This is a genomic window from Paenibacillus hubeiensis (assembly GCF_032334105.1).
In the GTDB taxonomy this organism is placed as follows: Bacteria; Bacillota; Bacilli; order Paenibacillales; family Paenibacillaceae; genus Paenibacillus; species Paenibacillus hubeiensis.
On the sequence record NZ_JAVYAE020000001.1, the window covers coordinates 359019 to 374953 of the forward strand.

Below are 15935 nucleotides of genomic sequence, written 5' to 3' on the forward strand. Positions count from 1 at the left end.
CGTCCGTTCCCCTCTCCGTATCAAGGACTTGCCACTATCGATACTGCAAGCTGCTCCCATCTAATATGTTCCCTCAACCTGCGATTCACATCTTCCAAGGTGATGGATTCATAAGCCGAGAGCATATTGAAAAAATCGCCGCCCCTGAACTTTAGACGCGTAAATTCATGGGCAATGTTTTCCGGCGAGTTGAGCATGCGCAAGTATCCGCCCATCTTTTTTTTGCGGGCGCGCTCAAAGTTCGTCTGATCAAACCCCGTTTGCAAAAGCGCATCAACTTCCTCGCGTACACGGCTAAGCAGCCGCTCCGGATCCTTCGTATCTCCGCCTGCCGCAGAAAAAGCATACTGAGATGAACTGTTATATTCGTATCCGAAACTGTCCGAGATCAAATCCTCGTCATACAGCTTCTGGTACAAGGAAGTGCTTGCGCCAAACAGCAGGTCCAGCATCAATTTCGTCGTAAGATCGCGTTTGTGGAGCTCTTCTCCCGTCAACCCAACATCCGTTTCCTTGAACCCGAACAAACATTTGGGCAGGGAAACCGCCAACTTCTCTACTCTTTTCTTCTCCCCTACCTCTTCAGGCTCCTGCTCGAAAAAACGATTGATCCGGCCCTGGAACTTGAAATTTTTGCCGGCCTGGTTCGAACGCACCCGTTCCATCACTTCCTCCGGATCCACGCCGCCAACCACAAAAAGCAGCATATTGCTGGGATGGTAAAACGCATTATAACACGTGTACAGCGTTTCTTTCGTGATCGTGCTGATCGATTCCACCGTTCCCGCAATGTCGATGCGAATCGGATGTTTTTGATACATCGCTTCAATCAGTCCATAATAAGCCCGCCAGTCCGGATTATCGGCATACATGTCGATTTCCTGTCCGATAATGCCTTTTTCCTTCTCCACGTTTTGATCCGTGAAATACGGATTTTGCACAAAATCGACTAATGTTTGTATATTTTCACTTACGTGCTCTGTCGCCGAAAACAGGTATACCGTCTGATCAAAACTTGTAAATGCATTGGCGGATGCTCCGTTGGACGCAAATGTTGCAAAAATGTCGCCCGTAGGCTCTTCGAACATTTTGTGTTCCAGAAAATGGGCGATGCCATCGGGAACCTTTACCTCGTCCTGGCCTTCCACCTGAAAATGATTGTCGACCGATCCGTACTTGGTCGCGAAGGTTGCAAAGGTTTTCTGGAATCCCGGCTTTGGCAGAACATAAACCTGCAGCCCGTTATCCATCACTTCATGGTACAGTGTTTCCTGCAAATCATCGTATTGAATGCGTTCCACCGTTATTCCCCCTTCTGATCGCGCAAAAAATAGATCGTATCCAACCGGAACTGACTCGCCGCCTCTTGAACCTGATCTTTGCCGACCTGTTCGACCTGTTCCAGCAGCTCTTCGGCGGTCCGGTCCGTTCCCGACAACTGACCATTGAAATCATAAGCAATCAGCTCAAACGCAGAATCCTGCATCTCTTTGACCAGATTGCGGATCATCGCTTTGGTCTGGGACATTTCCAGATCGCTGAGCGTTCCGTTTTTCATCTCTTCAAGCTGTTGTTTGATAATCGCAACGGCCTTTTCGTAGTTTGGAATTTCGATCCCGGATTGGATCGTTGCGATGCCTTTATGCCCGTCGTAACGCGATGAGGCGTAATATGCAAGGCTTTCCTTTTCCCTTACGTTGACAAACAGCTTGGAATGAGGGTACCCTCCCAAGATTCCGTTATACATTAGCGCTGCAGCATACCGTGAATCTCCATAGGTAATGGATGTGCGAAGACCCATATTCAGCTTCCCCTGGCCCACGTCCATCCGCTCCACGACCGTGTTCACTGCCCTATCCCCCAAAACGGCCGGTTTAGGATGATACCCTTCGGTGCCGATACGATCGACATCAAAGTAGCGCTGAACCAGGTTCTCCACTTCCTCCAGCGTGGTATCTCCGACCACGTACAGATCGATGACGGACCGATTCAGCCAATCCCGGTATGCCGAGGTCAATGAAGGAGCATCAATGCCTGCAAGCTCCTTGCGTTGGCCCAGCGCATGCAGTCGATACGGCTCATCCTTGCACATTTCTTCGATGCAGCGTTCGGCCGCATACCGCATCTTGTCGTTCACCACGGATTCCAGCTGCTTAAGCACGGTTTCACGCTCTGCTTCGACGTAGGCCGTGCGGAAGTGTCCATTTTCCTGAGCAGGACGGGTCAGCACTTCGCCTAAAAAGGCAAAGGACCGTTCCAACAATTTCTCGTCCCCGCCGACAAAAGCATCGTTGATGGTGTCCATTCGAAATTGCACGATCTGGTAATCTCCGCGTTTATAGATGTCAAAACCAAACCCGGCACCATACAGATGCTCCAACTGCTCGCGGAATTGCGTTGTTTCCGGATATGATTCGGTGCCGCGGCGCAATACAAACGGCGTTACCGCCACAGAGGTCACCGTGCTTTCTTGTAAAGGCACCCCTGCGTACAACGAAATGGCATATGTTTTAAATCGTTTGGTCGGAAGAACATGAATGCGAAACTGCTTCCGGTTTCCTCGTTCAAAGGCGGATGTATTCAACGTTCATAACCCCTTTACGGCATCATTTGTAAGGCAAAACAATGTTCCAGACAAGGCGTAACCACCATTTTAACCCATGCAAAAGACAAGAAGCAACCGAAGTCACGCCTTCTGGTTGCTTCTCCCGGCATCACATGCAAAAGATGTGTTGGCCGATGGTTTTGACCTGAGGACGGCTCCATATCCACTTGGACGTTGCCGTCTTTGGATTAAAGTAATACAGGCATCCGCCGGATGGATCCCAACCGTTTATCGCCTGCTCAACCGCTTTGCGGGCCTGGGCGTTCGGTTCGAGATAGATCTGGCCATCCGCCACTGCCGTGAATGCGCCAGGCTGGAAGATCACGCCGGAAGGCGTATTCGGGAAGCTTGGGGATTTGACCCGATTCAAAATGACCGCCGCCACCGCCACCTGTCCTTCGAAAGGTTCGCCTCGCGCCTCGCCGTACACGGCGTTCGCCATGATTTTGATTTCATTCTCCGACAAACCCATGGAATTGGCAGACCCCATGTTGTCCTGATCATTGTCATTCGCGGCACCGTTGTTGCCCCCGGCTTCGCTTCCTGCCCCACCCTTATGCAAAGGCGGTTCGGTTGGAGCCCAGTTTTTGGTGGCATTGTACAACTTCAGCTTGGTTTTGGCCCCGACGACGCCATCGGCCTTCATGCCGAACTCGGACTGGAACCATTTGACCGAATTCAGCGTTTTGCTGCCGAAATTGCTGTCAATTTTACCATTGTAGAAACCCAGGTACTTCAGTCTGCCCTGAAGTTCGTATACATCCTGCCCGTAGCTTCCATACTTCACCGTATTGCTGCTGAAGGTAGGCATTGCCTGTTCTTCCACTTGAGGCGTACTTTGATTCGAGGCCTGAGGCTTGGGATCGTGTGGAACCAAAAATCGGATTCCCAATGCGGACAACAGCAAAATAGCAGTGAAAAGCCATATGTTCATTTTTCGCATCAACTGTGCTCTACCTTTCTCTTGTGGGATTAACAGAATCGCTAACGTTATTATGACAAAGCCGCCTGTTTCCTATGCACCAAATCATCCGATCCTTGGACAGGATGGCAATGCGGGAAAACCAAAAAAGCCGCCAACCCTTAGGTTAACGGCTTCTTGTTTCCCGCGGCATCGCGGTCGATCCATCAAGAACTCATTTTATTCTGCTGATATTGTTCCAGCGAAATCAATACTTCGCGAGGTTTGCTTCCTTCGTACGGCCCGATGACGCCGCGAGCCTCCATTGAATCGATCAATCTCGCGGCACGGGTGTAACCGATACGCATCCGGCGCTGCAGCAACGATACCGATGCCTGCTTCGCCTCCAGAATGATCTGTACGGCTTGTTCGTACAGCTCGTCGAGCACCTCTTCATCCGCCTGGCCGGATTCTTCGACCTCAGGCACAAGGGATTCATCATACTGGGCTTCGCCCTGGCCGCGCACATAATTCACGATGTTTTCGACTTCCTCATCGCTCATGAACGCGCCCTGAACCCGGACCGGTTTCGAAGCGCCCATCGGCATGAACAGCATGTCCCCCCGACCCAGCAATTTCTCGGCCCCGCCCATATCGAGAATGGTGCGGGAATCCACCTGAGAAGATACGCCGAAGGCGATACGGGACGGAATGTTCGCTTTGATCACGCCGGTGATGACGTCTACCGAAGGCCGCTGCGTTGCAATAATTAAATGTATGCCCGCCGCCCGCGCCATCTGCGCCAGCCTTGCGATCGCATCCTCGACGTCGCCGGCAGCGACCATCATGAGGTCTGCCAACTCGTCGACGATTACGACGATATACGGCAAGATGGCCGCAGGGTTGTCTTTCATCAGGTTATTATACCCTTCTACGTTGCGCGTGCCCGATTTGGAGAACAGTTCGTACCTTTTCTCCATTTCCACCACGATTTTTTTGAGGGCGAGCGAAGCGCGTTTGGGATCGGTAACGACGGGTGCCATCAAATGCGGAATCCCATTGTATACATTTAGCTCGACCATTTTGGGGTCAACCATCAGAAACTTCACTTCATCAGGTTTCGCTTTGTACAAAATACTCGTGATGATACCGTTAATACATACAGATTTACCTGAGCCTGTTGCACCGGCTACCAGCAAATGGGGCATTCGGGCCAAGTTGCCGATGATCGTTTGCCCCGAAATATCCCGCCCAAAAGCGATCGTAACCTTGGATTCGGCTTCCTGGAAAACGGACGTCTCCATCACTTCTCGCATCGTTACGAGCGATACCTCTCCATTCGGCACCTCAATACCGATGGCTGATTTGCCGGGGATCGGCGCCTCCATACGGATGTCCTTTGCGGCAAGGGCAAGTGCGATATCATCCGTCAGACTGACGATTCTGCTGACTTTGACACCGATGTCAGGCTGAATCTCATACCTTGTTACTGCCGGCCCTCTGACCACTTCAAGCACCTTCGCGCGAACGCCAAAGCTTTCCAACGTCGCTTCCAGCTTGCGGGCTGTCTGCATGTAATCCTTCTGATCCTTGCCTTTTCCGCCGTTATTCGGCTTGGCGAGCAAACGGAACGGAGGCAGCTTGTACGGCTTCGGCGGAGGCGGAGGTGGCTGGACAGGCTGTGCTTCCTGAACGCCTTCTACCGCGCTCCCAGGAGGTGCAGGAGCACCATCAGCAGAAACACCGTTGTCATCCTGCAATGGAATCGATTCATTCCCTACATTTTCGGGACCAGACCACTCCAGAGACTCCTCAAGCTCGTCCCTGATGGTTAGCGGAGGTTCATGCTCTTCCATTTCGGGCTCCTTCAAGTCCTGAGGGAACGGATAGACCTCATCAAGATCATCCGACTTGTTATGTTCAGATCGAACGTGTTCGAAGAAGTCTCGAATAATGGGTGCGGAATTGGCTTTGGACGGAATTGCGGCCGCACCGTCCAGCGATCGTCGCTCGCTGGACGTCGGCATCTTCTGGCTGTTCCATGTTTCGTCCAGATCATCATCGTTCGCACGGTACAAGACCTGCTCCATCGCGCTTTCCTCGTGTTCCTCTTCACGATCCTGCTTGGCAGTTTCGCGTTCCGCTCCCCATTTCCCAAACAATTGGAAGAAAACGGGTGCCTTCCGTTTGGGGAGCGTCTCTTCTTCCTCGAAGTCGTCATCCTCGTCATCATACGGATCGGCAGGAACCGGGACTGCCTTTCGGGCAACGCTTTTCTTTTTGACCGAGGACGCTGAGGACGCCCGCTCCGACATTCGGGCCTGGACCCTTTTGTACATGGCAGAACCGGCGTCCCACACCTTGGTCCTGAAGATCCGAACCAAGTCCACGTAAGATAGGCTCGTAATGAGCATAAAACTGATCACAAACATCACGATCATGATCAACCGTGCTCCAAGACTGCCGAACAACCATAAAAATACGGCAAACTGTGCAGCCCCGACATAACCGCCGCTGATATCCTTGTTAAGCATGGAGTCTTTGCCCTCCGGGGCGGGTTGCAGCAGTTCGGTTTGCATATCGTTATGTACCTGCGTCAACACCGCACCGGGTTCAAGCGCACCGATGGGAATTAACTTCTGATGCATGGCGGAAACGGTGCTCATCAGTGTAAGCGCAAAAACAAGCAGGACAAGTCCTGTCTTGCGTGTAGTCCACCCGTTAGGCCATTTCCGGTGAATCATCACCATAAGGCCGTAGTAAATACCGATCAGCGGGATAACAAAATAAAATTTTCCAAGCATCAGCCCAAACATTTTGGATAACGAACGCCCCACCGTTGCTTCACCGGATAACGCGATAACGGATAACGTAATCAGCACGATGCCATAAATTTCATATTTGAGAACGCCGCTAAACGCAGCAGCCTTTTTTTTCTTCTTTTTTCTTCTGGCCAAATTCAGGTCACCCCCAGAAGAATATTATACCATAAAAATGTCCCCGTACATATGTTCTTTCTTTGCTCAATTTGTAAAAATCCCGTCGTTTATGCCGTTCCTCCAACATGCGGAATGCGAATAACCGATCCTGGCAAATGGCAAGGCTCCAGATACGCTTCCAAAGGGCAATCAAGCAGCCTGACGATGACTGCCTCGTTTCCGGAAGTGGGCCTGACTTGCATCAGTATCCCGTTAATTCTGACATCCTGCGTCCCTTCGTCTTCTTTCCACATCCCTGACCAAATTTGCTCGGGAGGCATAACCGTATACAACGTCATTGAGTGTACCCTCCTGCCTGAATTTCCTGTTTTCGCTCTCCCATCAACTGATTCAGTTTGGCGATGGCTTGACCGATGCCGCCCACTGCGTCCATCAGCCCGTATTTGACGGCATCCGAACTGCCGACTGCCGTACCGATATCCCGGTTCAACTCTCCGGTCTTGAACATAAGCTCCTTGAACACTTTCTCGGAGATGTTGGAATGAGTGGTCACGAAGCGCACGACGCGTTCCTGCATTTTTTCCATGTACTCAAAGGTTTGCGGAACTCCAATCACCAGGCCGTTCATGCGAATCGGATGAATGGTCATCGTTGCGCTGCCGGCAATGAGCGAATACGAAGAAGCTACGGCAATCGGTACCCCGATGCTGTGCCCGCCCCCGATGACCACGGTAACGGTTGGTTTGCTCAAGGAAGCGATCATTTCGGCAATGGCCAGTCCAGCCTCGACATCGCCACCCACGGTGTTCAAAATGATAAGAATTCCCTCGATTTTGGCGTTCTGCTCGGCCGCGACCAACTGCGGAATGATATGCTCGTACTTTGTCGTTTTATTTTGGGGCGGCAAAATCAAGTGCCCCTCTACCTGACCGATGATCGTCATGCAATAAATGTTGGATTCGCCCGCAGGAGATTGGGTTTGTCCGAATTGCTGAATATTTTCCGTAACCGGAGCCATTCCCTTTTCTTCCTGCCCGGGATGTTCTCCCGGTTGTTCGGATTTCGATAACATTCTGTCTTGTTCAATATGATCCACTTCAAGCATGCTCCCTTCCCCGCAAACAATTTTTTTACCTTAGTATGGGGATTTTTCCAAGAGACTTATACTCGAAAGCTTCAGCATTTTGCGACCAGAGCGAATTATTATCCCGAAAATGCAGAAAAAGCCCCTTTTTTACGAGGAACCGTCCAATATTACTCGTAAAAAAGAGGCGACTGTGTGCCTGAATCTATGTGATTAACTGTTTTGGTTATACTTCCATGATGATCGGCAGGATCATCGGTCTGCGACGGGTTTGCTCGTAGAGGAAACGTCCCAGCGCATCTTTTACGTTCGTTTTGAGCGAAGCCCACTCGTTTACATTTTCGCTCATCAGCTTCTGCAGCGTGCTGCTTACGATGCGGTTGGCCTCATCGAGCAATCCTTCGGATTCGCGCACGTACACGAAACCACGCGAGATAATGTCCGGGCCGGACACGATTTTGCCATCCTGTTTGCTGAGCGTAACCACGACGACCAGAATGCCGTCTTGGGACAACAATTTGCGATCACGCAGTACGATATTGCCGACATCGCCAACACCCAGGCCGTCGATCAACACGTTGCCTGAAGTGACTTTGCCCGCTTTGCGCGCTGCGCCGCCCTGAATTTCCACGACTTCACCGATATCCGTAATAAAGATGTTGTCCGGATCGATCCCGACCGATTCGGCCAGAACCGCGTGGCGACGCTGCATGCGGAATTCGCCGTGAATCGGGATGAAAAATTTCGGCTTCATCAGATTCAGCATCAGTTTCAGTTCTTCCTGGCTGCCGTGGCCGGACACGTGTACGCCGCTGTTTGCACCGCTGTAGAACACGTGCGCGCCGAGACGGAACAGCTCGTCAATCGTGCGGCCAACATACTTTTCATTGCCCGGTACCGGAGTCGCCGCAATGATTACGGTATCTCCAGGCAGAATATCCACTTTGCGGTGGGTTGAGCGAGCCATGCGAGTTAAAGCGGACATCGGTTCGCCCTGACTTCCCGTGCACAGGATAACGACGCGATCCGCTGCCATCTTACCTACTTCTTCCGGCTCGATGATCATGCCATCCGGAATTTCGAGATATCCCAATTCGGAAGCGATGCCCACCACGTTGACCATGCTGCGTCCAATGACAGCCACTTTGCGCCCAGTTACCACGGCAGCGTTAATCACTTGCTGAATCCGATGCACGTTCGATGCAAAGGTTGCTACAACGACACGCTGTGTCGCTTTGCGGAAAATGTCCTCCAAAACGATGCCCACGTTTTTCTCCGAAGGCGTAAATCCTGGCTTCTCTGCATTGGTGCTGTCGGACAAAAGAGCGAGTACACCATTGGCACCGATTTGAGCCATACGCTGGAGATCTGCATATTGACCATTGACTGGTGTATGGTCAAACTTGAAGTCACCCGTATGGACCACTGCACCTTCCGGTGTATCGATACATACCCCGACCGAGTCCGGAATACTATGGTTAGTAGCAAAAAACGTAGCTCTCAGCGTATTGCCCAGTTGAAGTTCGGAATCCACGTTGATCAGAATTCGCTTCGTTTCGCCGAGCAGATTCGCTTCTTTCAACTTGTTCTCGACAAGTCCAAGCGTCAATTTTGTTCCGTATACCGGAACGTTGAGATGTTTCAGAACGTATGGCAGACCGCCGATGTGGTCTTCGTGTCCGTGGGTCAAAATGATGCCTCTTACTTTATCGCGATTTTCAGTCAAGTAAGAAATGTCAGGAATGACAATGTCGATGCCCAACATGTCTTCTTCCGGAAACTTGAGTCCGGCGTCTACGACGACAATATCGTTCGCGTATTGGACAACATACATGTTCTTACCAATCTCACCTACGCCGCCCAGTGCAAAAATCATCAGTTTATCGTTATTATTTTTTTTAGACAAATGAATCTGAACCTCCTATGGTAGTTGGACGTCGTACCTTATTATTTTTGTATTTTAAGTTAAAAAAGCAGTCCATACACCACGTACCTATGATTAGATACGAATGTGAAAGAATACCTTTATTCACGATATTTGGAAGAAGTTCTTCGAAGTTACTCCCCTTCACCAACGAGTTGGATTTGAAATGATTCCTTCTTAGCCGACCCTTCCCTTTTCACAGCAAGCCACATCATTAAACGATGTCGCTTTCAATTTCAAAAAAATACCGCACCCAGTCACTTGACATCATTATACATGATCAAAAACTAAAAAAACAAGTCACTCTGTGAGCAACCTGTTCTTTTGCTGACCGGCAAGCCACTCTTGCTGTGCCTTGTCCCATAAAAAAAACCGTGCTTCCCGAAGAAAGACGGTTCCTTCTTTATCCACTTATAATGAATGATGCCTGCACTTGTCTTGGACTAGCTCAAACCACGTTTCACCCGAATAGGCCGCGAATAAATTGCTCCTCCTGCTCCGTTGGAGGCACTAGCGGCAACCGTACCGACCCTACGTTCAACCCTTGCAGAGTCAGCGCATATTTGACGGCCACCGGATTCGGCAGCGGCTGAGGACACTCGAACAGCCCCTTGAAAATGGGGAACATTTCCTGATGCAGCTGCGCCGCTTCTTGCGGCAATCCTTGGACAAACGCTTCGATCATACGTTTCATTTTGAAACCGACCACGTGGCTTGCTACGCTGACGATCCCGTGTGCGCCAACGGACATGGCCGGCAGCCCGGACGCGTCGTCTCCGGTGTACACCCTGAAATGTTCAGGCGCGCCGGCAGCAATCAACGTGACATGTTCCAGTGAAGCACATTCCTTGGTTGCCACGATGTTGGAAATTCGGGCAAGACGCAGTGTCGTTGCCGCCGACAACCCCGCCACCGTACGACTAGGCACGTTGTACAACATAACGGGCAAAGCGGTCGATTTGGCAATGGCTTCGAAGTGTCTGTACATGCCTTCCTGACTCGGTTTGTTGTAATACGGAACCACGAGAAGCACACCGTCAACCCCGACACGTTCCGCTTCCTTGGTCAGATGGATGGAGTGCGAAGTATTGTTGCTGCCCGTACCTGCGATGATTTTGCATCGTCCTGCCGCATGCTTCACCGCAAATTCGAACAATTGTACCTTCTCTTCATCACTTAGTGTGGGAGATTCTCCCGTCGTCCCGGATATGACCAGCGCATCGGACTTTTGCTCCTTGATCAGATAGTCGATCAGCCGCGCCGTTTCCTCCCAATGAATTTCTCCTTGCTCGTTGAACGGAGTTACCATTGCTGTAATCAATCTTCCAAAGTCCAATTCGATTCCTCCTCAGAACAATCTGGCTCCGCCTGCTTCAAGTCTGATATTACAAATGGAGCTCGAACGAAGCATGCAGCGCCCGCAGAGCCTGGACCATGTCTTCTTTTTTGACAAGCACCCAAATGGTGGTGTTCGAATCCGCCGATTGCAGAATTTGAATATCCGCCAGCGTCAGGGATTCCACGATTCTTGCCATAATGCCAGGCACGCCGTTAATGCCCCCGCCGATGACGGACACTTTGGCACACCCTGACAAGCTTTGGGGTTTCAGTCCGATCTCTTGGAGCACGCGAATCGCTTTCTCGGAGTCGCTGTCAAATACCGTATAGACCACGCCTGTTGGGGTAACATTGATGAAATCAACGCTGATGGCGTTGTCTGCCATCGTTTTGAACACTTTCAGCTGAAGGCGATTGGCGTCGCTAGGCACGTCCACGGTAATTTGCGTTACGTTGCTTACGTAGGCAATCCCGGTAACGTACCGGTCCACTACGCCTGTTTGCACGTCCTGAAACCCTTCCGGGTGCGTCACAAGCGTGCCTTCAGTATCCGCAAAGGTAGAACGGACCCTTACGGGGATTTGGGCTTGCATTGCAATTTCGACCGCACGCGGATGGATGACTTTGGCTCCGTGATGCGCCATGTTGCAAATTTCGGCATAACTTACGACCGTAAGCGGGCGTGCATCTTCCACGATGCGGGGGTCCGCGGTCAAAATGCCATTAACATCGGTGTAAATATCCACGATCTCGGCATGAAGAGCTGCCCCCAATGCCGTTGCAGAGGTATCGCTTCCTCCGCGTCCAAGCGTGGTAAAGTCCCCTTGCTCGGTCTGGCCCTGAAATCCGGTAACGATGACGACCTGCCCTTTTTCGAGCAGTTCCAGTACACGAACAGGACGGACATCCAAAATCCGGGCATTCCCGAAATTGTCGTCCGTCACGAAACCAGCCTGCGCACCCGTCAGCACCGTATTTGCAATTCCTTCATTCTCGAGCAAGCTGCTCAGCGTGGTTGCCGATATAATTTCACCGCAGCACAGCAGTAAATCCTTCTCGCGCGGGGATAGTCCGTTTCCATTCTGGGCTGCCCAGTCCAGCAATGTGTCCGTCGCATAGGGCTCCCCACGGCGCCCCATCGCAGAGACGACCACAACAAGGCCGTAACCTGCCTCAAGCTCACGTTTAACATGACGGAGCACGTGCTCTCTTGCCTGAACGGTCGAAAGCGACGTGCCGCCGAATTTTTGTACCATGATGCGCATCTTTATTCCTCCATTTGTGTACGCAAGAAGACTGACACGTGCCGGATGAACAAATGGATCTATAAGGGGCGCTCCGATGTGAAAATCTAGTCTTTGTACGACATTACCTACGGCTGCCCGACTTCGGACCATCGAAGATCATCCAAATGAAGCAGCAGTTTGTTGCCCGGATTGCAACGTACACGCTGCGTGAACGCATGATCGTTGACTCATCCGGCTTTCGCTTCAGGCATCCTATGCCCGCATGTCATCCTCAAACATCAAGCAGATGCCAACATCGGGAGGAACGTCCCCCATGATTCTATTGTTTCTCAGACCATTTATCGTTGCTTCAAGCGTATGACCATTAATCCTTTAGCCGTTCCCATATCGCGAAGACATTCCTTCAAATGCGTTCATGCATCAATTTGCGTCCTTTAAGCACGCTTTTCACCCTACGCCTTTGCGGAGCGTTCCACGATCATAGGCTGCAGCTGCCTGCCCTCAAGTGCACTCCAGCAGGCTTCCGGTATCAATTCCATTTTGGCCACGAGCGAATTCGGTTTTCTCACCGGATCATCCTGCCCGAACGGCACGAAGTACATATGTTTGGCCACGAGCAGTTTGGCAATGTTCGCGGCGTTCAGTCCAAGACCATCGTTCGTCGAAATCGCCAGCACGACCGGACGCTGATTACGCATCTGCGCCTTGGCTGCCATCAGTACGGGACTGTCGGTCATCGCATTGGCCAGCTTGCTGGTTGTGTTGCCCGTACATGGGGCGATGACAAGTACATCAAGCAGTTTGGACGGTCCTAATGGCTCCGCCTCGACAATCGAGGAAATGATATCATTTCCGGTAATGTCCTTCAACTGTTTGTGCCAATTTTGAGCCGTGCCAAAGCGCGTGTCCGTCGTCAATACCGAATTCGATATGATCGGGACCACATTCGCCCCTTCCGCTACAAACCGGCTGATCACCGGCATGACCTCTTCAAATGTACAATGAGAACCCGTAATTGCATAACCCACCGTTTTTCCCTGCCAGTTCATCGTTCAACCTCCCGTGCGTTTTGTTCTTCCAAAAGCAAACGGATCAACGCGTCGGCAATAATGCCGCCAGCCGTTTTGGGAGCAACAATGCCGGGGAGACCTGGCGCCAGCAGCGCCTTGATGCCGCGTTTTTCAGCAAATCGGAAATCACAGCCGCCAGGGGCGGATGCAAGATCGATAATCACTGCTTTTTGCGGCATTCTAGACAGGATTTGTGCTGTGATAATCATAGTCGGTATCGTATTAAAAAGCAAGTCGACTTCCCCCGTTTGAGCGGCCAAATCCGTTGTCAAAAAAGGCTTCCAGCCCATGACGGCTGCACGCGCCACATCCTCCTCACGCCTCACGCCAACCCGGATATCAGCTCCGAGGCCCTGCAGCGTTTTCGCCATTGTGAATCCCGTTCGACCAAGGCCCAGCACGATGCTCTTCGAGCCGTGAATCGTAAAGTCTGTCTCCCGGATTGCCATCGCAACTGCGCCTTCAGCCGTGGGAATGGAGTTATATAGGGCAATCTCGTCACGGTCCAGCACTTCCATCAGTCTTAACCCGTTCTCCCGGCACAGCTCGCGCAAATACGGCTTAGCCATGCCTGTAAACACAATGCAATGCTCGGGCAATGCAGACACATGCTCCCTTTTCAAAACAAGCGGCAGATCGCTGAACGTTGCACTTACCTTCCCTTGATCATCACAACCCACGACAGGCAAAACCAACACATCGGCCGAAGCGAATACGCTGTCCTCCAATGGCTGATGCTCAATCCCTTCGATCGGGCGCTCCAGCTTGTCGAAGCCGACCACACTGATCGTGGCATCCAGCTCCGCACATTTATGAATGACTTCAAGCTGCCGCGCATCTCCGCCCAGAACGACAATCCGGACTCCGGTCAGCATCGGAACGTCACTCCTTTCACCACGCTATATGCCATATCGTATGCAATCGCCCACAACGTGGTGAAAGCAATGCATAAAAAGGCTTTGCACTTCCCAGAGCCACCTGAAATGGAAAGTGCACGCCCGTGATGCGTGCGCTGCGTCCGAAAGAACAAAAAAAGCCGTCCCCGGAGAAGGACGGCATGTCTAATTTAGGTTTATTTTCCGGTATGTCCAAACCCGCCAGCACCCCGAACGGTTTCAGACAATTCGCTAACCTCGGTCAACTGTACGTCAGGCACGGTCTGGAATACGATCTGAGCGATGCGCTCCCCGCGTACGATCGTGAAAGGCTCCTGTCCAAGATTGATCAACAGCACTTTGACTTCCCCGCGATAGTCCGCATCGATGGTACCCGGCGTATTCAGGCATGTGATGCCATGTTTGAAAGCAAGGCCGCTGCGCGGACGCACCTGGGCTTCAAGCCCGGCCGGCATGGCCATGGCAAGTCCTGTCGGGATCAGTGCGCGTTCGCCTGGCTGCAGGACGAGCTCCTCCTGCAAAGCAGCGACAACGTCAAAGCCGGAGGCCAGCTCCGACATTTTTTGCGGCAGCTTGATATCCTCATTGCCCGGAAGTTTTTGAATTTGAACGTAGTGCAACGAAATCATCCCTTCTTAATCCAGCGATGGAGCGATCGGAGGCACCGACCATGGCGAGCGCGAAAGGCTCGGCGAACATCAGGTCCAGCACGGCATCGATATCGTCCATCGTTACTTGTTCTATTTTGGCGATCATTTCATCCAACGTATGGTGACGCCCAAGCATCAGCTCGTTTTTGCCAAGCCGATTCATGCGGCTGCCCGTGCTCTCCAAACTTAGGATCAGGCTGCCTTTCAGCTGCTCCTTGCCTTTGCGAAGTTCATCGTCGGACAGTCCGTTGACGGCAAGATCACGCAGCACTTCTTTGGTAAGATCAAGCACTTCCTTCGTCTGTTTTGGCGCGGTTCCTGCATATATGGTAAACAGACCGCTGTCTGCATGGGAGCTGTGGTAGGAATATACGGAATACGCAAGCCCGCGCTTTTCCCGGATTTCCTGAAACAGTCTCGAGCTCATGCCGCCGCCGATGGCATTGTTCAACACAACCATGGCAAATTGCAGCGGATCTCCGATTTTGCAACCCGGGAACGAAATGCAGATATGGTTCTGCTCGGTTTTCTTCTTATGGAAGAGTTGACCGCTCTGGAATTTGGGCAGTTCGACTTCATCCGTTTTTCCATGAAGGTCAAACGCCCCAAAGTGTTTTTCCATCAAATCGATGACGCTGTCGTCAATGTTGCCCGCAATGCTGATCACCGTATTTTCAATGGTATAATGTTCGTTCATGTACGCCCGCAGATGGCTCGAATCCATCGCTTTAAGCCGCTCTTCCGTTCCCAGGATCGGATAAGCCAGCGGGTGTTCTCCATATGCAGCTTGGGCCATAAGGTCATGGACCATGTCATCCGGCGTATCTTCGTACATCGAGATTTCTTCCAGAATGACGTTTTTTTCCTTCAACAACTCTTCATCGTCGAATTTGGACCGAAAGAACATATCGGACAGCACATCTACGGCGATCGGCAAATGCTCATCCAATACTTTTGCGTAGTAACAAGTGTATTCTTTGGAAGTAAAAGCATTCACGTTGCCGCCAATGGCGTCGAATTGCTCCGCGATCGCTTTGGCATCAAAACGATCGGTGCCTTTAAACAGCATATGCTCGATAAAGTGGGACACCCCGTTGCTTTCAGACCGCTCGTTGCGCGAGCCGGTTTTGACCCATATTCCGAATGACACGGAACGACAGGTCGGAATTTGTTCCAGCACTACTCTGAGGCCATTGCCCAGCTGAATTTTTTTCACGGTTGGCCCTCCTACATCTCTATAATTGCCATGATCCCGAAAAACGCATCTATCGAAATCGACAT

The 15935-nt window shown here is 51.5% G+C and carries 13 protein-coding genes; all 13 read right to left on the reverse strand.

Going from position 1 to position 15935, the window contains the following annotated elements:
- Window positions 1-20: 20 nt before the first annotated feature.
- On the reverse strand, window positions 21-1301 hold the full coding sequence (yfmH, locus tag RSX24_RS01685; RefSeq protein WP_343259511.1) for an EF-P 5-aminopentanol modification-associated protein YfmH: 1281 nt from the start codon (window positions 1299-1301) through the stop codon (window positions 21-23).
- Window positions 1302-1303: 2 nt separating this feature from the next.
- Complete coding sequence (yfmF, locus tag RSX24_RS01690; protein WP_236417150.1) at window positions 1304-2584, reverse strand: EF-P 5-aminopentanol modification-associated protein YfmF; 1281 nt, start codon at window positions 2582-2584, stop codon at window positions 1304-1306.
- A 130-nt stretch (window positions 2585-2714) separates the two neighbouring features.
- Entirely contained in the window at window positions 2715-3548 is an 834-nt protein-coding gene (sleB, locus tag RSX24_RS01695) for a spore cortex-lytic enzyme (RefSeq protein ID WP_236417149.1), read from the reverse strand.
- A gap of 185 nt (window positions 3549-3733) precedes the next feature.
- Window positions 3734-6463 carry an FtsK/SpoIIIE family DNA translocase gene (locus tag RSX24_RS01700; RefSeq protein ID WP_343259512.1) on the reverse strand — a complete coding sequence of 910 codons (2730 nt, stop codon included), beginning with the start codon at window positions 6461-6463 and terminating at the stop codon, window positions 3734-3736.
- 89 nt (window positions 6464-6552) lie between these two features.
- Window positions 6553-6783 carry a YlzJ-like family protein gene (locus RSX24_RS01705; protein ID WP_236417147.1) on the reverse strand — a complete coding sequence of 77 codons (231 nt, stop codon included), beginning with the start codon at window positions 6781-6783 and terminating at the stop codon, window positions 6553-6555.
- Window positions 6780-7517 carry a ClpP family protease gene (locus tag RSX24_RS01710; RefSeq protein ID WP_290371462.1) on the reverse strand — a complete coding sequence of 246 codons (738 nt, stop codon included), beginning with the start codon at window positions 7515-7517 and terminating at the stop codon, window positions 6780-6782. The genes RSX24_RS01705 and RSX24_RS01710 overlap by 4 nt, the downstream gene beginning before the upstream one ends.
- A 238-nt stretch (window positions 7518-7755) precedes the next feature.
- Entirely contained in the window at window positions 7756-9435 is a 1680-nt protein-coding gene (locus RSX24_RS01715) for a ribonuclease J (RefSeq protein ID WP_236417146.1), read from the reverse strand.
- A gap of 478 nt (window positions 9436-9913) precedes the next feature.
- On the reverse strand, window positions 9914-10789 hold the full coding sequence (dapA, locus tag RSX24_RS01720; protein ID WP_343259513.1) for a 4-hydroxy-tetrahydrodipicolinate synthase: 876 nt from the start codon (window positions 10787-10789) through the stop codon (window positions 9914-9916).
- A gap of 49 nt (window positions 10790-10838) precedes the next feature.
- On the reverse strand, window positions 10839-12056 hold the full coding sequence (dapG, locus tag RSX24_RS01725) for an aspartate kinase (RefSeq protein WP_236417144.1): 1218 nt from the start codon (window positions 12054-12056) through the stop codon (window positions 10839-10841).
- 434 nt (window positions 12057-12490) lie between these two features.
- Window positions 12491-13087 carry a dipicolinate synthase subunit B gene (locus RSX24_RS01730; protein ID WP_236417143.1) on the reverse strand — a complete coding sequence of 199 codons (597 nt, stop codon included), beginning with the start codon at window positions 13085-13087 and terminating at the stop codon, window positions 12491-12493.
- Entirely contained in the window at window positions 13084-13983 is a 900-nt protein-coding gene (dpsA, locus tag RSX24_RS01735) for a dipicolinate synthase subunit DpsA (RefSeq protein WP_236417142.1), read from the reverse strand. The genes RSX24_RS01730 and dpsA overlap by 4 nt, the downstream gene beginning before the upstream one ends.
- Before the next feature lie 197 nt (window positions 13984-14180).
- The gene (gene dut / locus RSX24_RS01740; protein ID WP_438286750.1) at window positions 14181-14624 is read right to left on the reverse strand and encodes a dUTP diphosphatase; all 444 of its coding nucleotides are present in this window, start codon (window positions 14622-14624) and stop codon (window positions 14181-14183) included.
- A complete protein-coding gene (locus RSX24_RS01745) occupies window positions 14587-15870 on the reverse strand; it encodes a M16 family metallopeptidase (protein WP_236417140.1) in 1284 nt (427 codons plus the stop codon). The genes dut and RSX24_RS01745 overlap by 38 nt, the downstream gene beginning before the upstream one ends.
- Between the last annotated feature and the right edge of the window lie 65 nt (window positions 15871-15935).